The organism is Candidatus Cryosericum hinesii (assembly GCF_003570985.1).
GTDB classification, from domain to species: domain Bacteria; phylum Caldisericota; class Caldisericia; order Cryosericales; family Cryosericaceae; genus Cryosericum; species Cryosericum hinesii.
In genome coordinates this window covers 76,347-95,642 of the sequence record NZ_QXIW01000011.1, presented here as the reverse complement: position 1 = coordinate 95,642, position 19,296 = coordinate 76,347, and the positions used below count along the sequence as shown (strand labels likewise).

At 54.3% G+C, this 19,296-nt stretch carries 23 protein-coding genes; 20 read left to right on the top strand and 3 right to left on the bottom strand.

Annotation, left to right across the window (positions count from 1 at the left end; all coding sequences use genetic code 11):
- Positions 1-40: 40 nt before the first annotated feature.
- The 7 genes from SMC3_RS02220 to SMC3_RS02190 all read left to right on the top strand — a co-directional run bounded on the left by SMC3_RS02220 (position 41) and on the right by SMC3_RS02190 (position 4,493).
- A complete protein-coding gene (locus tag SMC3_RS02220) occupies positions 41-463 on the top strand; it encodes a hypothetical protein (RefSeq protein ID WP_119087063.1) in 423 nt (140 codons plus the stop codon).
- 9 nt (positions 464-472) lie between these two features.
- Entirely contained in the window at positions 473-1,786 is a 1,314-nt protein-coding gene (locus SMC3_RS02215) for a signal recognition particle protein (protein ID WP_119087062.1), read from the top strand.
- A 28-nt stretch (positions 1,787-1,814) separates the two neighbouring features.
- Positions 1,815-2,084, top strand: a complete 270-nt coding sequence (gene rpsP, locus SMC3_RS02210; RefSeq protein WP_119085215.1) for a 30S ribosomal protein S16 — start codon at positions 1,815-1,817, stop codon at positions 2,082-2,084.
- 30 nt (positions 2,085-2,114) lie between these two features.
- The gene (locus tag SMC3_RS02205; protein WP_119087061.1) at positions 2,115-2,387 is read left to right on the top strand and encodes a KH domain-containing protein; all 273 of its coding nucleotides are present in this window, start codon (positions 2,115-2,117) and stop codon (positions 2,385-2,387) included.
- 5 nt (positions 2,388-2,392) lie between these two features.
- A complete protein-coding gene (locus tag SMC3_RS02200) occupies positions 2,393-2,800 on the top strand; it encodes a YlqD family protein (protein WP_119087060.1) in 408 nt (135 codons plus the stop codon).
- Between the two features lie 234 nt (positions 2,801-3,034).
- A complete protein-coding gene (locus SMC3_RS02195; protein ID WP_119087059.1) occupies positions 3,035-3,454 on the top strand; it encodes a ferritin-like domain-containing protein in 420 nt (139 codons plus the stop codon).
- 169 nt (positions 3,455-3,623) lie between these two features.
- A complete protein-coding gene (locus SMC3_RS02190) occupies positions 3,624-4,493 on the top strand; it encodes a metallophosphoesterase (protein ID WP_165846514.1) in 870 nt (289 codons plus the stop codon).
- Between the two features lie 145 nt (positions 4,494-4,638).
- Here SMC3_RS02190 and SMC3_RS02185 read toward each other — a convergent pair whose 3' ends face one another.
- Positions 4,639-6,741 carry a WG repeat-containing protein gene (locus SMC3_RS02185; RefSeq protein WP_119087057.1) on the bottom strand — a complete coding sequence of 701 codons (2,103 nt, stop codon included), beginning with the start codon at positions 6,739-6,741 and terminating at the stop codon, positions 4,639-4,641.
- A 309-nt stretch (positions 6,742-7,050) separates the two neighbouring features.
- On the opposite strand from SMC3_RS02185, the gene SMC3_RS02180 reads away from it, so the two are divergent.
- The 9 genes from SMC3_RS02180 (at position 7,051) to SMC3_RS02140 (ending at position 14,839) form a co-directional block, all read left to right on the top strand.
- A complete protein-coding gene (locus SMC3_RS02180) occupies positions 7,051-7,443 on the top strand; it encodes a GntR family transcriptional regulator (protein ID WP_119087056.1) in 393 nt (130 codons plus the stop codon).
- Complete coding sequence (locus SMC3_RS02175) at positions 7,440-8,321, top strand: ABC transporter ATP-binding protein (protein WP_119087055.1); 882 nt, start codon at positions 7,440-7,442, stop codon at positions 8,319-8,321. The genes SMC3_RS02180 and SMC3_RS02175 overlap by 4 nt, the downstream gene beginning before the upstream one ends.
- A 1-nt stretch (position 8,322) precedes the next feature.
- A complete protein-coding gene (locus SMC3_RS02170; protein WP_165846513.1) occupies positions 8,323-9,087 on the top strand; it encodes an ABC transporter permease in 765 nt (254 codons plus the stop codon).
- 163 nt (positions 9,088-9,250) lie between these two features.
- Positions 9,251-11,314, top strand: a complete 2,064-nt coding sequence (locus SMC3_RS02165) for a S9 family peptidase (protein WP_165846512.1) — start codon at positions 9,251-9,253, stop codon at positions 11,312-11,314.
- Between the two features lie 125 nt (positions 11,315-11,439).
- Positions 11,440-12,378, top strand: a complete 939-nt coding sequence (locus SMC3_RS02160; RefSeq protein ID WP_119087052.1) for an ABC transporter ATP-binding protein — start codon at positions 11,440-11,442, stop codon at positions 12,376-12,378.
- Positions 12,371-13,126: an ABC transporter permease gene (locus tag SMC3_RS02155; RefSeq protein WP_165846511.1), complete on the top strand. Its 756-nt coding sequence runs from the start codon at positions 12,371-12,373 to the stop codon at positions 13,124-13,126. Before SMC3_RS02160 ends, SMC3_RS02155 begins: the two co-directional genes overlap by 8 nt.
- A 103-nt stretch (positions 13,127-13,229) precedes the next feature.
- A complete protein-coding gene (trmD, locus tag SMC3_RS02150) occupies positions 13,230-13,973 on the top strand; it encodes a tRNA (guanosine(37)-N1)-methyltransferase TrmD (RefSeq protein WP_119087050.1) in 744 nt (247 codons plus the stop codon).
- Positions 13,966-14,532: an RNA methyltransferase gene (locus tag SMC3_RS02145; RefSeq protein WP_119087049.1), complete on the top strand. Its 567-nt coding sequence runs from the start codon at positions 13,966-13,968 to the stop codon at positions 14,530-14,532. Before trmD ends, SMC3_RS02145 begins: the two co-directional genes overlap by 8 nt.
- A 1-nt stretch (position 14,533) precedes the next feature.
- Positions 14,534-14,839 carry a YkvA family protein gene (locus SMC3_RS02140; protein ID WP_119087048.1) on the top strand — a complete coding sequence of 102 codons (306 nt, stop codon included), beginning with the start codon at positions 14,534-14,536 and terminating at the stop codon, positions 14,837-14,839.
- On the opposite strand, the gene SMC3_RS02135 is transcribed toward SMC3_RS02140, so the two are convergent.
- On the bottom strand, positions 14,813-15,313 hold the full coding sequence (locus tag SMC3_RS02135) for a nitroreductase family protein (protein WP_119087073.1): 501 nt from the start codon (positions 15,311-15,313) through the stop codon (positions 14,813-14,815). The two genes, SMC3_RS02140 and SMC3_RS02135, sit on opposite strands and share 27 nt — an antisense overlap.
- A 311-nt stretch (positions 15,314-15,624) precedes the next feature.
- Here SMC3_RS02135 and rplS point away from each other — a divergent pair, with 311 nt between their 5' ends.
- The 4 genes from rplS (at position 15,625) to SMC3_RS02115 (ending at position 17,632) form a co-directional block, all read left to right on the top strand.
- Positions 15,625-15,975, top strand: a complete 351-nt coding sequence (rplS, locus tag SMC3_RS02130) for a 50S ribosomal protein L19 (protein ID WP_119087047.1) — start codon at positions 15,625-15,627, stop codon at positions 15,973-15,975.
- A gap of 3 nt (positions 15,976-15,978) precedes the next feature.
- Positions 15,979-16,518, top strand: a complete 540-nt coding sequence (lepB, locus tag SMC3_RS02125; RefSeq protein ID WP_119087046.1) for a signal peptidase I — start codon at positions 15,979-15,981, stop codon at positions 16,516-16,518.
- Positions 16,519-16,587: 69 nt separating this feature from the next.
- Complete coding sequence (locus SMC3_RS02120; protein ID WP_119087045.1) at positions 16,588-17,295, top strand: ribonuclease HII; 708 nt, start codon at positions 16,588-16,590, stop codon at positions 17,293-17,295.
- Entirely contained in the window at positions 17,255-17,632 is a 378-nt protein-coding gene (locus SMC3_RS02115) for a YraN family protein (RefSeq protein ID WP_165846510.1), read from the top strand. Before SMC3_RS02120 ends, SMC3_RS02115 begins: the two co-directional genes overlap by 41 nt.
- A gap of 29 nt (positions 17,633-17,661) precedes the next feature.
- Here the strand turns inward: SMC3_RS02115 and SMC3_RS02110 are convergent.
- Positions 17,662-19,296: DUF4118 domain-containing protein (locus tag SMC3_RS02110; protein WP_119089769.1), on the bottom strand; the 1,635-nt coding region annotated here is incomplete at its 5' end.

Sequence of the window (19,296 nt, the reverse complement as noted above, 5' to 3'; positions counted from 1 at the left end):
AACGTAATTATTCCGTCACATGCCGATAAGGAGCTGAACTATGCAGAGTAAGGCGAAGGAAAAGGTGTACATCACTCCTGGTCACGAGAAGAAGATCAAGCGCAAGGAAGAGATCGGCGAGTTGCTTGAGTTCTACTCTGGACTGCTCACCAAGAAGGAGCTCGGAGTTCTGGAGCTGTACATCCAGCCGAACTACTCCGGCGCCGAGGTCGCCCGCAAATTGCGGATTTCGCGGCAGGCCGTCCATGACCACATCCGTCGCTCACTTGGACGCATGAGGCGCTGCGAGAACAAATTGCAACTTATCGCCAACTACAAGAAGAACGTTGTGATGTTCCGGAAGATTATGTCCAAACTTGACCAGTGCTGCGAACAGTCACACAACACGGAAGGTGAACAGACCCTTGAACAGCTGAAGATGCTGTTCGAGAAGCTGATCAACCGCAACAGCCACGAGCTGTAGGTATATCGAGTGTTCGAATCCGTAAAGAAAGCGCTTGGTGGGGTCTTCGATGGACTGCGCCGCAAGGGTCTGCTGTCGCAGGGAGACATTGATGCAGCGCTTGCCGAGGTCAAGCTGGGTCTGCTTGGCGCCGACGTCGACTACCGAGTTGTCAAGTTGTTTATCGCACAGACGCGTGAGGCATGCCTGGAGGAGAAAGTCCTCAAGAGTATCACGCCCGGTGACCAAGTGGTCAAGGTCCTCTACGAACAGCTGACGCAGGCACTTGGAGGACAGGGCGGCAAAGGCATTGCCATAACGCACATCCCGTATCGGGTCATGCTTGTGGGCCTTCAGGGGTCTGGCAAGACGACGACACTGGGCAAGCTGGCTCTTCTCCTCAAGAAGGAAGGCCACTACCCTCTTCTCATTCCTGGAGACTACGGCCGACCGGCTGCTTACCAGCAACTACAGAAGCTGGCGGCTGACGCAGGGGTCGAGTTCTACAGCGAACATGCTGGGAGTCTGGTGGATCTGGTTCACGGTGCTGATCGATTTGCCCGGGAGAAATCCCTGGATGTTCAGCTTCTGGACACGCAGGGGCGCCATGATTTCGACACCGAACTCATGGATGAACTGCAGACGGTTACTGCGTTGTATCACCCTGACGAAACGCTGATTGTTCTCGATTCGATGATCGGATCAAAAGCCATACCGCTTTCGCAGAGCTTTAACAAGGTTGCGCCGCTTACCGGGGCGATCTTCACGAAGTTCGATTCACCCGCACAGGGCGGTGCAGTGTTATCTTTCAAAGAGGCCATTGGCAAACCTATCAAATATATCGGAGTCGGAGAGCATTTACAGGACCTCGACTACTTTGTGCCAGAGAGGCATGCGGCGCGTATCGTCGGTTACGGCGATATCGAGGGACTGCTGAAGCGGTACGATAACGCCGAGTCCAAGGCGAAGGCAGCAGGCGTCGCCAAGAGAGTCCAAACGGGGAAGTTCGACCTTTACGACCTCCGCGATCAGCTGCTTGAAATAGGTCAAGTTGGTGGTATAAATAAGATGCTTGAGAGTCTTCCCGCCAACATGGTCCCGAAGGGGACTGTTGCCGACGAGGGCGTTGCAAAGAGATTCACGGCCATCATTGACTCTATGACCGACACCGAAAGACGCAGTCCTGCCATCTTGAACGCGTCCCGTAAGCGTCGTGTCGCTCGTGGCGCAGGCGTGGATGTCAGCGAAATCAACAGAATGCTCAAGCAGTTCGAGTTGTTCAGCCGCATGGCGAAGATGGCTAACAACAAGCATGCCGGGGGCTTTGGCTTGCCCGGATTCTGATACTTGCAGATACGCAACAGGAGGAAACATGGTAAGCATCAAGCTCGCAAGGACTGGAACCAAGCATCAGGCTCACTATCGTTTTGTCGTGCTCGACCGTAAGAAACCGACCAATGGCGCGGTCATTGAGACGCTCGGCTACTATGATCCCAAGCCCAAGGAGCCAAAGATCGAGGTCAGCGAAGAGCGTGTTGCTTACTGGCTCGGACTTGGCGCGCAGCCAACTGATTCCGTGCGCAACCTCCTCAAGCACAACGGTATCTGGCAGAGATTCGTTGCAAGCAAGGCCGCGAAGTAAACCGGCTCTGCGTACATCAGGAGATACCCGATGAAGCAGTTGGTCGAAACCATCGTCAAGGCTCTGGTGGATAGCCCCGAAGAAGTGGTTATCAATGAGATCGCCGGAGAGCAGGCCGTGGTCTACGAGATCAAGGTTGGCCAGAAGGACACTGGCAAAGTCATCGGAAAACAGGGTCATACGGCCCAGGCAATTCGTACCATCATCAGAGCGGCTTCTGCCAAGACTGGCAAAAGCGCCACAGTCCAAATCGACAGCATGAACGACGAACAGGCCGAGGGTGGCCTGGAAGAGGAGCAATAGAATCAATGGCAACCAGCGTTTGGATGAAACAGAACGTTCTTATCAAGACGGTCGTGACCCAGCAGTTCAAGGACAGCTACCTCAAGGAGCTGGACGGAGCGCATACTGGGGCGAAACAGAATCTTGAGAAACTGAAATCCTCACTGTCGCAGGTTATCCTTCGTGGCGGCGTGGGCGGTCAGTATGATGATCTCGTCAAGGCGCAGCTGCAGGACGAGAAGGCAAAGCAGGAGCAGATGGTCATGGATCTCGAGGCCAAGAAGGCCGAGGTGTCCAAACTGGAGCTCGGTTCCGTCTACGTTCAGGGTGCCCTTGAAGGAACAGTCGAAGTCAAAGTCGGAGACAATCTGTTTCAGAAAATCGGCTCGACCTCGATCCTTGTTCAGGACGGCGTCATCCTCTCTATGGACTAGCAGTTCACTTCATTGTACGGTTCAGGGCAGAGCGGCAGTGCTCTGCCCTTTTTGTATACCCACCCGGGTTGACATGATCCCGCGTTGTGTGGTATAGTCTGACAAGATGTAAAACAGACAGAGACACTGGTCACATTCAGACTCAGGAGTGGACTGCCGGCTAGGAGGCGGTCTACTGGCAGGCGGCACCGAGGTGCCTGGAAGGCATCCGGCGAGCTGCCGAAAGGGGTAACGATGGCATCCAAGAAACTGCTCGGCATGCTGAATGACGCGATTGCCGGCGAACTGCAGGTCTCGCTCCAGTACATGTGGCAGCACGTGCAGTGGAAGGGCGTGAAGCACTTCGCAGTCAAAGATGAGTTCGAGAAGATAGGCATCGAGGAGATGAAACACGCCGAGGCAATTGCCGAACGGCTCTTCTACCTCGGAGGGACTCCGACGACGAAGCCTGAACCCATCGCCGTAGGGTCGTCACTCAAGGAGATGCTGACCACCGACAAGAAGGACGAGGAGAAAACGGTCAAGATGTACAAGGAGATCATTGCCTTGGCCACCAAGGAGGGAGACCTCACGACGGCACACCTCTTCACCGAGATCCTGGGGGATGAGGAAGGGCACCACGACACCTTCCAGAGTCTACTGGAAGAGATCTAAGAGATTAGCCACAGCACGTGACGCAAGGCGCCGGGTTTCCCGGCGCCTTTTTTGCGTTGTCGGGGCAACCAGAGTGTTCTCGGGGTGACGTCAGGTCACAAGTTCATATACTCTCTTGTGGTGAGGGCAGACAATGCTTCGGGATGTCCTTACGGGAGGAAGACAAGGCATGAGCAGAGAGACAGTGTTCAAGGCAGCTGCGACCGTTCTTGGAGCGATCGCAGGTGCCGCAGTGGTTGACGGTTTCCTGCGGGAGCCGTTTCAGTTGGATGTCACTCGGTTGACGATCGCGTCTCCGTGGTTACCGACAGGCTTCGACGGCCTGAAGATCGTGCAGTTGTCGGACCTGCACCTCCACCACATTTCGCGGGCTTATCGCACGGCAATTGACGTCATCCGCAGGGAACGTCCTCATCTTGTCGTCATCACGGGTGACTTGGTCGATCGCTCAGAGGAGACATCGGCATGCCTCGCGTTCCTGGCTGAGCTGCGGGCTGCCGCTGGCGCGCCCGTGGTTGTCGTGCCTGGAAACTGGGACCATCGAGCTTTTCCGACAAAACGGAGCATTGCGGCGTGGCACGAGCGCCTCCAGGCGGAGACCGGCATTCGAGTTCTTGCGAATCAGAATGTGGTCCTGCGTCGAGGCGGCGACCGCATGTGGCTTGTCGGGACAGACGATCCGTACTTCGGGCATGCCGATCTGGATGCCAGCTTCAAGGGAGTCCCCGACACCGCATTCGCGCTGGTGCTGACACATGCTCCAGAGGCGTTCGAGGAGCTGGCGGAGCGTCCTGCCGCAAGACTGGTCCTTGCCGGCCACACCCATGGAGGGCAGGTCCGCCTCCCATTTGTCGGTGCCGTGCGTGTCCCTTCGCGGTATGGCACACGTTTCGCGCGAGGGCTGTTCAAGCTGGGCGATACGTTCTTCTACGTCAACGCCGGGATGGGTATGAGCCATCTTCCCATACGCTTCCTGTGCCGGCCCGAGTTGACGGTACTGACCCTCAAGAAACCTGTGGCAGTGGCAAGGTCCGTATAACAAGGGCTGTTCTGAAGGCCACAAGTGAACTATCTCGGAAGCAAGAGGTCACTGTTTTGCCCACCTCTGCCATCTGACTGCATGGTGCAAGAGCAGACGCACTAATAGCAGGTACTCCCGAAACGGGGATCCGACTCTTGTTCTGTCAGTCTTCCCAGTACCGTATCCCTTTGGTGTCGATATAACCCAGCATGAAATAGGCGGGCCCCGGAGGACCTGAACTAATTAGTCGGTAAACAGGTGCGAAGCCATTTACAAAATCCCCCACTTCGTCATAGATCAGGCCTGTGATCGGGTTTCCCCTGGTATCAATAAAGCCATATTTGTCGTTCAGTCCCACCGCCGCCAGCCCATCTTGAAAATCGCTCATGGAAGTATAGATAGGTTCTATTATTCTTTTCCCCTTTTTGTCAATGAAGCCCCACTTATGGTTAACTGGAATTACTGCAAAGTTGTCGCTAAAAGGGTGGACGTATTCTTCATGGTAAATATAGAGCTGTTCATAATTGTATTCATAAGGTAAGGGTATCACAACGTTTCCCTTCTTGTCGACATAACCAAACTTACCGTTGAGACCAACTCCTGCAAGACCTTCGTGAAAGTCTTCTGCTTCCTCGTAAAGAGGTTGTATTAGCATGTTGCCTTTTTGGTCAACAAATCCCCATTTATTGTTGAGTTTGACTGCTGCAAGCCCCTCATGGAAGTCTTTTGCATCTTCATACGTCAGCGGTATCACTGTGTCCCCTTTTGTGTTCCTGAAACCGTAGTTGGGTCCAACGTAGTAATTTGTAAGACCATCGTAGAAATAGCCAAGGAAAGGCTGCGTTGAAATACTCCCATTCTTGTCGATGTAGCACCGCTTGCCATTCAGATCTACCTGGGCCACACCGTTGTTGAAATCCCATGCGCTGTTATAGATTGCCGGTATCACGATCTTCCCTCTGGTATCGATCCAGCCCCATTTACCGTTGATCTTGACCGCTGCAATGCCTTCGTGAAAATCGTTTGCTTCTTCGTAGACAGGTGGTAACACCATATTCCCCTTTTCGTCGATGAAGCCGCTCTTGCCACCAGTACGAATCTGCGCAAGTCCTTCACTAAAACTCTTTGCAAAGATATAGACCGGTTTTATCACCACGTTTCCTCTTTTGTCGATAAAACCCCATTTGCCACCAGGACCAAAGGGAGCAAGACCATCCCTGAAACTCCCTGGATTGATGACAGGATATAGGATCATCTTCCCCTTGGTATCTATGTAGTCCCATTGTCCATTCAGTTCCACGGCCACGAGTCCATCGCTGAAGCCTGGGTGGAGTGATGAATAGTATTGACTTACATCCTCATAGAGAGGTTGTATTACCAGATTTCCCCTGGTATCGACAAACCCCCATTTATTATTGAGTTCAACTGCTGCAAGACCCTCTTGAAACGCCCATGCATTTTCGTAAGCAGGTTTAATCACTATGGTACCTTTGGTGTCGATGAAACCATACTTTCCATCGAGACAGACAACTGCAAGGTTTTCGCTAAATTCTTCTGCAAGATCATAGACAGCGGGAATCACTACTGTTCCTTTTGTGTCGATGTAACCGTCCTTCGAAGGAGTCTCTACCCGTACAAGACCCTCACTGACTCCTCTGTTCCAGTCAATAGCCGGTATTGCCAATGGAATTACCGTCTTCCCGTGTTTATCTATGAGACTCTCGATATTCCCAAGCATAACATTGGCAAGCCCTCCTTCGAAGTTGTTCGCAACACTGTAAACGGGTTCTATTACAATGTTTCCCTGCTTATCCAGGAAACCGTACTTGCCGTTGCTTGCAAACCAGGCAACGTTTTCGCTGAAATCTCCTGCAAGATCGTAGACGGGCTGTACTACTACGCTTCCAGCAGTATTAACAAAACCATAACTTCCGCTGACATTAACTCGCGCAAGCCCCTCACTAAAAGGATATACTTCATCATACACGGTTGGTATTACGATATTTTTACTTGAATCGCAGAATCCCCATTTATCGCCTTTCCTGTAAGGGATAAGCGATGCAACCTTCTGGGTCATACCAGTATGTGCCCTGATCACTTGATACATGGCAAGAGATGCGGCTAGCAGCACCAGGACAAGGACGACCGGCAGGATGATTCTGACCTTGAATCCGCGTTTCTTGTCGTCACCCGCTAACTTCGCCCCGCATGCAGGACAGAGGACTGAATCGTCAGGGATTTCCTTTCCGCACGTTGGACAAAACATCGAATACCTCCTCAGAAGATCACACGGACTGCGGCTCTCCTGCAAAATCCCCAACGACAATCAGAGTAGTACCGCGGCTCGGACAGGGCCGTCCTCACATTCCCTGTCATGAGTGTAACGCGGTGGCGATGTTCTTGCTAATCGGCAGGACAGAATACCCGAAATGCCAGGGGCATTCTCCGTCAAGTGACTGCACTCGCTTCCCAGGCGACCGGACTTCCCCCCTCGTTCTGATTTTACCGCCGTTCTCAGTCAACTCTTGACATCTGGACATATTGTACTATTGTAATAGTACAATAAGGGGTGAAGATGGAATTCTATGTGAACCCGTATGATGGTGTGCCCGTGTACCTCCAGATTATTCAGCTGGTCAGGAATGGTGTAGCTCTTGGTACTCTGCACCCGGGCGACCAGCTGCCTACGGTACGTGAACTTGCCGTCAAGCTGGCTGTTAATCCGAACACAGTCGCCAAAGCATACAGGGACCTGGAGCGCGAGGGTATGGTTGAGACCGTCAGCGGTAAGGGAACGTTTGTACGGGAAGGCAGGGTCGGCGTCGAGACAGAACGTTTGGAACACATGGTGGAAATGCTGGTCATCGAGGCTCGCAACGCCGGCCTCACGGTTGACGACCTCATTGAACGACTTGAGAAACACAGACAGTATTCTGCGAAAGACCATGACCAGGGAGGAAGTTCATGAATGTGATAGAAATGATTGGCGTCAGCAAGTCGTATGGACAAGTACGGGCGCTGGAAGACATGTGCCTGACTGTCCCGACGGGCAGCATCTTCGGCCTGATGGGGCCAAATGGCTCGGGCAAGACGACCAGCATTAAGCTGATGCTTGGCCTGATGGAGCCTACGGCTGGGTCACTCACGGTTTTTGGTGCCACCCCGTCAGGAGATGGAATGGTTCTCCGACGGCGTATTGGATTTGTACCCGAGGACTTCTCGCTCTATCCACACATGACGGGCCTCGAGATTCTGGAGTTCAATGCGCGACTGTACGACTGTTCTGTGCAGGAGAATGTGCAGAGGCTGCAGACTGTCTTCGAACTGCCGCTCGCACGCAAGATTGCTACGTATTCCAAGGGCATGCGCAAGCTGCTTGGGCTCTATATCGCTCTCTCGACAGAACCGGAGTTGCTCATTCTCGACGAGCCCACCGATGGTCTGGACCCCGTAGTCCGGTCGCATTTCCTGGGCGTGCTGGCAGACGAGACGTCCCGGCGCAACCTGACGGTCTTCTTCTCGTCGCACATTCTGAGCGAGGTCGAGAAGATCTGCGATACGGTAGCGTTCATGCGCGCTGGCCATACGGTCCTTCAGGACGAGGTGGAATCCATCAAGGCACAGTATCGGGTCTACACGGTCCGGTTTGGCGCCGGACACAGCCCGCGCGATGTGAAGAACATTACTATTCAACGTGAGAGGGCTCTCGACCAGGACACCTGGGACGTCGAGATGCTTGCCGATCAGGAACAAGCCCGTACAGCGTTTGCCGATGCCGGGGGCACTGTGCTCAACGTGCAATCGTTGCCGTTCGATGAGATCTTCATGCGGTTTGTGGAGGCGTGACGTGAAAGCATTGATGTGGAAAGAGCTGCGGGAAAACCGCTTGAAGATCATCGTAGGATGCGTGTTGCTGTCGATAATAGGATTGGCTGTCTCCATTGCGTATCGTTTCCTCGAGGGGGGCATTCCCGGCATGGCACAGATCCCACCGGAGTACGCGGATCTGATCAAGAAGCTGATGCCGGACTTCAGCAATGTGAATGCATATCTGTATTCCCAGTGGTTCAGCAAGAACCTGCAACAGGTGGGTGCCATCCTCGCAATCGTGCTCCTGGGTAGTGCGGTCGCCGGTGAGCGGGAACTGCACACTGCCATCTTCCTGTTCTCGCGGCCTGTCAGCCGAGGCATGATCCTGGCAGCCAAGGTTATCGTCCTGTTTGGAGGACTTGTGCTGGCAGTGCTGGTCTCCACGGGAGGTGCAGTGCTGGGTGCCATCATTGTCGGCAAGGCGCCCCAGTCTGCATTTGTACTGGCCGCGACGCTGCACAGCGTTGTCGCGCTTATCGCATTTGCGTCGCTTGCGACACTTCTTTCAGTGCTCGTGCCGGACCGTGTGAAAGCGATGCTTTTCTCAGGAGGTGTCATCATCGTTCTTTCTGTCGCAGGCCAGTTCAAGCCTTTTCACTGGCTCAATCCGCTGGCGCTGTTCGGGAGCTCTGCTCTGATCCAGCACCCTGTGCCGCAGCTCGTGCCTGTCGTCGTCGGCGTGGTTCTGAGTGCCTGCATGCTGGGGATTTCGTACTACATACTGCAGCAGCAGGAGTTCTAGCCCGGTTTGCATTCGTGTCCAGGAGGCCCCGGCGTTGCATGCCGGGGCTTTTTTCGGTTTCCGCTATACCTGTGCCTGGTTTTGCCTACAATGAACACTGAACCACGGGGCGGAATGGGTGCGCAGGCACCCCGCCACAGACTTGGAGATGATGGAGGAAACCATGACACGACCGAAGCAATCGCTGCGTCCCATCACGGCGCAGGATCTCTATGCACTTCAGCTTCTCACGGACACTCGCCTCTCGCCGGACGGATCGCAAGTCGTCTACGGCGTTCAGCGGGTGGACAAGAAGACAGAGAAGAAGTACGCGAATCTGTGGATGGCGCATACAGACGGTTCCGGTGAACGCCAGTTCACGCAGGGAGACCAGACAGACGCGATGCCAAGGTGGTCGCCCGATGGGCGGATGCTTGCATTCCTGTCGTCGCGCAAGGAAGGGGAGAGCGCGCAGGTTTATGTCATCAATGCTGATGGCGGGGAGGCGCGTCGCCTTACGGATCTCAAGGGCGACATCTCCAGCCTGACATGGTCGCCTGATGGCAGGAGCCTCCTGCTGGAGTTCACACAGAAGGATCAGGAAGTCATAGATCGCGAGGCGGACGACAAGAAAAAGAAGCTGGGCGTCGTATCGCGTCACTACACGCGCCTGTTTTACCGTGGAGACGGCCAAGGCTGGCTCGGTCATGAACGGACGCACCTGTGGGTCGTCGATGTTGCCAAAGGCCGGATGAAGCAGCTCACTTCCGGCAAGGTGTATGACGAATACAACGCATCCTGGTCTCCGGACGGCAAGTCCATCGTATTCTGCAGCAATCGCAGGGAAGACCCCGACCTCGAGCCCGACCTGATCGACCTCTATGTCATGCCGGCCGCAGGAGGAGCAGTGAAGCTGGTCAAGACCCCTCCAGGTCCCAAGGGCATGCCGGTGTTCTCTCCTGACGGGAGCCGAATTTGCTACGTTGGGGCAAGAGATCCCAACGAATGGTGGCAGAACATCGAATTGTGGGTCGTTCCCGCCGACGGGAAGGGAGACGCGCGCAGCGTGACTCGACCGTATGACATCTCACTCACGTGCTCGACCTTGAACGACGTAGGGGGAGGGCTCCAGATGCCACCCGTGTGGTCGACCGACGGCAAGGTCTTGTACTTTCAGATTTCCGAACATGGTAGTACCAGGGTGATGGGGATTGCAGTCGACGAGGGGACCCTCTACACCGTCATCGACACTCCTGGCAGCGTCGGCACGTTCACCGTGGATGACCGGCAGAGGATGATGACCTATTTCCTGGGCACCATGACTGACCCAGGGCAGATCTGGGTGCGTGACATGGATACGGGCGACGTCCGGCAGCTGACGCATCTCAACCGGGTGCTCCTCAGCCAGCTCGATCTTGGCAAGGTTGAAGAGGTATGGTTCAAAGCACGCGATGGCCACGATCTGCAGGGATGGATCATGACGCCTCCAGGGTTTGACCCTAAGAAGAAGTATCCATCGATTCTCGAGATCCATGGTGGCCCGCAGGACCAGTATGGCAATTTGTTCATGCACGAGTTCTACTTCCTTGCGGCGGGCGGCTACGTGGTCTACTTCAGCAATCCGCGGGGCGGAACCGGGTACGGCGAGGAGCACGAGAAAGCCATCTGGGGCCGGTGGGGCACGGTCGATTTCGACGACCTCATGGACTGGACTGACCTTGTCGAGAAGAAGCCATACATCGACCGCAGGCGGATGGGTGTCACTGGCGGCAGTTATGGTGGCTATATGACCAACTGGATCATCGGCCACACCCACCGCTTTGCGGGTGCGGCAACACAGCGCAGTGTCAGCAATCTCATCAGCATGTGGGGCACCAGTGATCTCAACTGGGTCTTCCAGCTCCCTCACGGTGGAAAGACCCCACAGCAGAGCATCGACGTGCTCTGGGACAGGTCTCCGGTGAAGTACCTCGGCAACGCGACAACGCCCACGATGGTCCTTCACAACGAAATGGACTTCCGGTGTGCCATCGAACAGGGTCAGCAGGTGTTTACGGCACTCAAGGTGAACAGTGTACCCAGTGAGTTTGTGGTTTTTCCGGAGGAACCGCATGGGCTGTCGCGCGTCGGACGCACAGACCGGCGCATCGATCGCCTGAACAGCATCCGCCGGTGGATGGACACCTATCTGAAACCGGTTGCCACCAAACCCGTGAAAGGCGCTGAGACTCGCAAAGCATCAAAGTAGTCCGTATCTCTGTTCCCGAAAACGCCACGGTGGATCCCACCGTGGCGTTTTCCTATTGTCTCTATAGAGAGTCAGAGGATAATGAGTTGTGTCCATTAAAGCAGAGTAGCCGGGGAGAGATCACGATGTATAAAGTCAGCAACTTGAAGAAATCGTATGGCAAGAAGGCTGATCTTGTGCTGAAGGATATCTCCTTTGACATCAATGAGGGTGAGATTCTCGGCATCCTCGGTGTTAATGGCGCAGGCAAAACGACCTTGATCAAAGTATTATTGCGGGCGCTGGAGCCTTCTGGTGGAAAGATCGAATTTCTGGGCTGCGACTTGTCAAAAATCCCTTTATCCACGTACTATAAAGACATTTCGGCTGTCCTTGAAGGAGAGAGGAACGCGTACTGGTACCTTACCGGCTTTCAGAACATCCAATATTTTGGCAGGCTCAAGAAATTAAGGGACAGTGAAATATCCGAAGAGGCCGATACGTTGCTGAAGGCCTTTGATCTTTATGATGCAAGAGATCAGACTGCGGGCAAGTATTCCAGAGGGATGCTGCAGAAACTGTCTATTATCATCGCCATGCTTGGTGACCCAAAGGTTTTATTCCTTGACGAGCCGACCCTGGGCCTGGACCTCCTGACCAAGAAGGCCGTGATGAACAATCTGAAACGTCTGGCAGAAGAGAAGAAAACCACTATTGTCCTGACTTCGCATGAATTAGACGTCATTGATGCAGTAACCGACAGGGTCCTGGTACTGGAGAACGGAGGTATTGCATACGTCGGGAAAACCTCTGACTTCAAGCAGATGTACAGTGAAAACAAGTATAAGCTGACACTTAGGGGAACTGTTGCGAGAGAAGACATTCTCTCTGATGAGTATGCCCTGGAAGAACGGGGAGCAGCGACGGACATTATCCTCAGCAATATCTCAAATCGGGATATTGACCGCATTCTGACGCATATACTCGAGAAAGACTATGAAATTATCTCTTTTTCAAAGGACAGCAACTGTCTGGAAGACATCATGGAAGCATTTATTCAGCGAGGGAGCAACAGAGATGCTTAGACTCTTCAGAGCGGAATTGAAAAAGTATCTGTTGGAGGTAAAGACCTATTACCCTGATCAGATCGTCGATATCGTCACGAAGTATATCCTGTTCGCCACGTTCTTTTATGGGTTTGTTCACAACGCGGGGAATGCAACAAATTATTCTATAGGATACATGTATTGGATCATCGCGTCTGGCATCATCTCGGAATTGTCAATGAGCATCTCCTTTGAAAAGCAGGTCGGCACCATAGAGCAGCTCACCATAAAGCCGTATCCATTCTGGCTGATTTTGACGGTCAAAACGTACGTTGTGCTGCTGGTTACCGCGCTTAAATCTCTGTTGCTGCTGGCCCTTATCAGGGTAACGCTGCCTGTCAGCCTTGCCTTTAACATTAACCTGGTGTGGATCCTGCTCGTTTCTGTTATTGGTTTTACAGGCATAGGCCTCGCCTTATCCGGTTTGACGATGAAATTTGCGAAGACTGCATCGTTCGAATCCATCATCTCCTACGGCCTGCTGTTCTTCTCCGGAGCCATCATTCCTTTTGACAAAATGCCTGTCACCGTGCAACGGATACTTGACGTTATTCCCTTCACGGCCGGGATCAATGCGTCTCAGCAATCATTCAACGGCAGCTTTCACATGTTGCCTGTTTTCCTGTGGTTGGTAGTTATCAACCTGGTGTGCTTTATGATCGGGTACTGGATTTTTAATGCGATCTTCAGGAACGTGAAGACGAATGGAGTACTGAACAACTACTGAGCCGGTTTGTGGCAGGGAGTCGGGTGGCGTGCCGCCTCTGAGATCGGAAAGTGTAACGCGGGCATGCTTGGCAAGCTGGTGCGTCTGCTATACTGTCTCTATCATGAAAATCAAAGTGATCTCCATATTTCCTCTGTTGTACGAACCATTCACGCAGGTTGGCGTCATGAAGATGGCCATCGACAAGGGTATTCTGGACTTCGAGGCCGTCAACCTTCGTGACTATACTCACGACCGTCACCATACGACCGATGACATTCCGTTTGGCGGCGGCGCGGGGATGATGTTCCTGCCGAAGCCGCTCATCGAGGCGATGGAGACGATCGACAATCCGGTCGGCTCGTGGCTCAAGATCGGTGTTGCGCCGCAAGGCGACCGGTTTACCCAGAGGATGGCCGAGGACCTGGCGCACGAGGAGCGCCTGCTGTTTGTTGCCGGGCGCTATGAGGGTATCGACGAGCGTGTCATGGAACGGCTCGACCTCACCATCTCGATCGGAGACATCGTGCTCTCGGGGGGCGAGATAGCGGCAATCGAGATCATCGATGCCATTACCCGCCTGCTTCCCGGGGCTACCGGGAATGCCGCATCAACGGGTGAAGAGAGCTTCTCCTCCGGGCTCCTGGAATATCCCCAGTACACACGCCCACGAGAACTGGATGGGGAGGCCGTGCCCGACGTTCTTGTTTCAGGCCATCACGCGAATATTGCCAAGTGGCGTCGTGAGGAAGCGCTCAGAAGAACCCTCATTCGAAGGCCCGACCTGCTGCGCGATTTCGACCTGACTGACCAGGACCGCAAGTATCTCAGCAAAGTACTGGCAGACCTGAGGGGGATTCTTGACTGACTTCAGGTTATATCTGGCAGTTGTGCACCACCCGGTCTACAACAAGCACCACGAGATTGTCACGACGTCCATCGTCATCCACGATATCCATGACATCGCGCGAGCCGGCAAGACATATGGAGCCACGGCCATGTACGAGGTCGAGCCTCTTCCCCAGGAACAACAAATTGCACTGCGCATCGCCCATTTCTGGAATGAAGGATTCGGGCATGAGTACAATCCGAATCGCGCGGAGTCGTTGTCGCTGTTACGAGTCGTGTCGCATTTCGAAGAAGCTGTTGCCGAAATTCAGCACGTGGAAGGTGAAAAGCCAGTCCTGATAGCGACGAGTGCGCGGACGTTCGCCAACTCCATCGGCTATGTGGCAATGGGGGAGAAGATTCGTTCAGGAGATCATCCATACTTGCTGGTGTTCGGGACTGGTTTTGGCCTGGCCGACGAGGTCATGGCACAGATGGATGAGGTCCTTGACCCGATATGGGGCCCCACAGACTTCAACCATCTGTCGGTACGCAGCGCAGCTGCAATCATCCTCGATCGTCTGCTGGGACGCAGTTGACATGAGTCTGAGAATAGCTGTCACACGCATCAGGCGCGAAGTCCGTGTGTGGTCTCTTGTACTGAAGGACCCACGGACCCCACGAGTGTCAAAATGGCTTCTTGGGGCAGCTGTCGTCTATCTGGTTTCTCCGGTGGACCTCATCCCTGATTTCATACCGGTACTGGGACAGCTCGACGATCTGGTGATCGTACGCGGCCTCGTCTGGGTTGCCACGCGTTTCATCCCGCGTTCGGTCGTGGCAGAGTGCAGGGAGAAGGTTTGCCGTCAGGAGAACGGTTTACCAGCGATTGGTGTGGACCCGTGAAGGATCGAAACGCTCGGCGGGCGGTTTTTTCTCCGCAGGATAGCCGAGTGCGACGAGCGACAACGGGACAACGGAGGAGGGCAGTCCGAGCAGTTCAGCGATCCCTTTGACCCTCTCGTCGTGCGGGTAGACCCCAAGCCATACGCCCCCTAGCCCGATGTTCTCTGCCTCGAGAAGAATGTTCTCTGTTGCGGCTGAGCAGTCCTCGATCCAGAACCCGGGGTACTTCTCTCGCTCCAGATTTCCACATACGAGGACGGCGAGCGGTGCCTCTTTCAGCATCTGGGAGTACGGGTGTACCTTCGTGATGGCTTGCAGCACTTCCCGGTCCGTGATGACGATAAACTCCCATGGCTGTTCGTTGCCAGCCGACGGAGCCGACATAGCTGCCTCGAGCAGTCTGGTTACAAGCTCCTGAGGTATCGGCTGGGCGGTGTACTTCCGAATGCTTCTCCTGTTGCGAATTGTGTCCACGAATGCCTCCTTGATGCTGTCTCTGCCACCTGTGCCGGGTGGCTGTCGGTACACGAGAAGTATATGCGATAGCAGGGCATTCACCAAGAACCCCTTCTCGGGGTCTTGTAGTTCCTCGTATTCGCGGGCTTGCGGTCGTCCGACAAACGTGTAGACTTCTTTCGGGCGGCCTCTGTCGCCTTGTCAGCGTGCCGTGTGACGACACGTTGTCAAGTGTGCTGAACCTATGTGTTTCTTCTCGCCTTGATAAACGTGGGCGTTCTGCTAAACTATGTGTTCGTGAATGTCAGCCCGGTGAAAGGAGTTCTGAAATGAATGCTATTGACCTTGTAGAGAGCAGATATGTGAAGCCTGACATGCCCGTCCTTCTGGTCGGTGATACTGTCAAGGTTCACATCAACATTGTGGAAGGTGGCAAGAAGAGGATCCAGGTATTTGAGGGTCTCGTTATTGCCAAGAAGGGCGGCGGCAGCCGCGAGACGTTTACTGTTCGTAAGATCTCCTCTGGTATTGGCGTAGAGAAGGTATTCCCGCTCTACTCTCCCATGATTGCCAAACTTGAGGTCGTGCGCCATGGCGATGTTCGTCGTGCGAAGCTGTACTATCTCAGAGACAGAGTCGGCACGGCTCGCAATGTCAAGGAGAAGAGAGAAGCGAAGTAGCCCTTGAATAAGGCCATTCGCGAAGTACTTGACTGGGTTATCATCATCGCGATCGCGTTCGGCGCGTCGTATGCACTGCGTCACTGGGTGGTGCAGCCGTACCGGATTCAGATGTCATCGATGGAGACGACCGTTTTTCCGAACGATCTCGTTATGGTCGATAAGATTTCATACGATTTTCACCAGCCACGGCGAGGTGACGTCATCATTTTCTGGCCACCCGGCGTTACCACTGGTGATCCATATATCAAGCGTGTCATTGGCCTTCCTGGCGAAACCGTGGAGGCAAAGGGCGGCAAGATCTATGTGAATGGTAAGGCAGCCGATGAAGTCTATTTGCATGGGTACGTCATGCCGGATTTCTCGCCAACTCCAGTTCCCCAGGGACAGCTGTTCGTGATGGGAGACAACCGGGCGGTGAGTCTTGATTCGCGTTCCTTTGGTACCATTCCGACCAGTTCGATCATCGGGCGTGCGATGTTTGCCTATTGGCCCCTCAAGCACTTTGTCGTGCTTCGAGCTCAGACAGGCCTCGCGCAATAGCAGCAGCGATCATCAGCCCTCCTCGTTTCGACGGGGAGGGTTTTTCCATCGGCGGACGGGGAGAACGATATGCGACATGAAGCTCTAGCGCTCTTTGAGCAAGGAATCAAGTCCCGATATGAACTGGATGTCATCATCGGGATCGATGAGGCGGGCAGGGGCGCGCTGGCGGGGCCGGTCTATGCAGGTGCCTGCGCCATCACGGATCCGCGGGGCACTATGTTCATCAACGATTCGAAGCTGCTGAGTCAACGCCAGCGGGAACAGGCGTTCGAGCTCCTGCCCGCGCACGCGCTGTTTGCGACAGGGAGTTCCACGGCGGCCGAGATCGATGCTGATGGGATTCTTCCGGCAACCTACCGGGCCATGGAAAAAGCTCTGATCCTTCTCTTGCCAGCGGTCAGGCAGCACTGGGGCATCGGGTCGCGGATTGGCGTTGTCGTTGACGGTTCGCTGCTTCCGTCTTTCCTCGAGCGTGTGGAGCATTTGATCTCCATGGCGATCATCGATGCGGATGCGATCCTGCTATCAGTTGCGGCCGCCAGCATCGCTGCCAAGGTATCACGAGATGCTGCCATGCGCATCATGGCTCGACATGTTCACGGATATGGATTCGAAGGCAACGTCGGCTATGGCACGCGTGAGCACATCCAGGCCCTTCGGATCAAGGGACCCTCTGGCGAACACCGGCGGACGTTTGTCGTCAAACAACTTGTACAGACTGAGGAGTTGCCGCTTGGACGGGCAGCACAACCGGGCACTGGGAAACGCAGGTGAGGAACTTGCAGCTCGATGGTTGACTGACCACGGCTTCCGTGTCGTGGCCCGGAACCTTCGTACCATCTACGGGGAGCTGGATGTCGTCGCCGAGAAGAACGGCCACGTCCATGTGGTTGAAGTCAAGACGAGGAGGGGGACAGGATATGGAAGCCCTCTTGAGGCAATTGACCATCGCAAGCAGGAGCATTTGAGACGGTCGACCATGGCCGCGCTTGCGGCGGGAATCCCCGGTCTGACGCGATCCATACGGGGTATTCACATTGATGCAATGAGCATCCTCATGAGTGATGGCACTGCTCCGGTTATTGAGTTCGTGGAGGACATTCTCGCGTAGCATGCTTTTCCGCAGAGAAAGGTAAAACACTAGGAAGAGACATTCCTCGCGACAAAGAGCGCCAGGATGTTTGCAAAGGCATCGATGAGTTGACGCTGTTCAAGCGGGGTGGATGGGGATTCACCGTGCAATTGGATGCCGAGGATGCCGATGGCACGTTCGTGAGCGATGAGGGGGTAAAATGACCAGTCGATGTGGGATAACGTTTCTGTCCCATGTCCGGCCGGCAGTCCCTGATTGAGAGTCCACGTTGCCACACCGATTGCATTGTCATCAAGCGTTTGCAGGTTGCCTATGCTGGCGCGAGGCGCCACGACACCGTGAGAGTCTGGTATGAGGATCGCAACATCACAGTTGAATGCCTCGGCAATATCGCGTGTCGCCTGATTGAGGTTTTCTTCCAGCGATCGTCCGGCCATGAGATCATGACTGAACTCGTAAACCGTAGAGACAAATCGTTCTCGTTGTCTTCCCCTCGTTTCTTGTCTCAGGATTGTATCTTCAAGGAGACTTGTTACGACACCAACAATGATGAAGATAAGAAACGTTGGTGCATACTGCTTCAGATCACCGATTGTAAACGAGAAATACGGTGGTACAAAAAAGAGATCAAAAGCGACAATAGCCGTTGCTGACGAGATAAGCCCTGGTACAAGTCCCCACAGAACGCTGCTGAACACCACTGGAAGAAGCATGACAAGTGGAACATCAGAGGGGCTGATGTACCGGTGCAGAAGAGCACAGACCGCCGCCGCACATCCGACGAGAGCGACTGGTGAGACTATCGATGTCCACTTCTGTCGTGCTGCTCGTGCTTCATGCGATCGGACCGGACCAGCCGTTTTGTCAGTGTCTCCCACGACAAGAACATGAATGGGACCAGCTTTTCTGGTAATATCGGCTGTCGCGGAACTCTGCCGGAATTCATGCCAGCGTGACTGATGTGAGAGACCGACAATGATTAACGTGACATTCTTGTCATGGGCGAAATCCAACACCGTATCGGCAATGCGAGTTCCCGGCAGAATTACGACTTTACCGCCCAGCTCTTCGGCAAGGTTGAAGGAACGTGTAAGCGCATCACGGCCTGGATCGCTTGCCTGACTCGCCTGAGGCGATTCGACGTAGACGACATACCATGGAGCGTCAAGATCTGCTGCCAACCCATGCGCGACGCGTACAAGTCCTTCTGCATTTCCGTCAGGTCTCACACAAGCCATGATACGAGCGCCGGCGCGCCAGGGACCAGCAATCGTCTTTCGTTGCATGTAGCTGCGCATATCTTTGTCAATACGTCGGGCGGCATAACGCAACGCCAATTCCCGCAGCGCCAGCAGATTTCCTCTACGGAAGAAGCGGTGCATCGCCTGTTTTGCCTTGTCGGGGACATAGACTTTGCCTTCAGCCAGCCGCTGCTGCAACGCTTCGGGCGAGACATCGACGACCTCGATCTCGCCTGCCAGCTCGAGGATGTGATCAGGTACTGTCTCCTGCTGGCGAACGCCGGTGATCTGGTAAACAACGTCAACAGCACTCTCAATGTGCTGAATGTTGAGGGTCGTAAGAACGCTGATGCCTGCATCCAGCAGTTCCTTCACATCCTGGAACCTCTTCTCGTGTCGGCTCCCTGGAAGATTTGTGTGAGCAAGTTCATCTACCAGAAC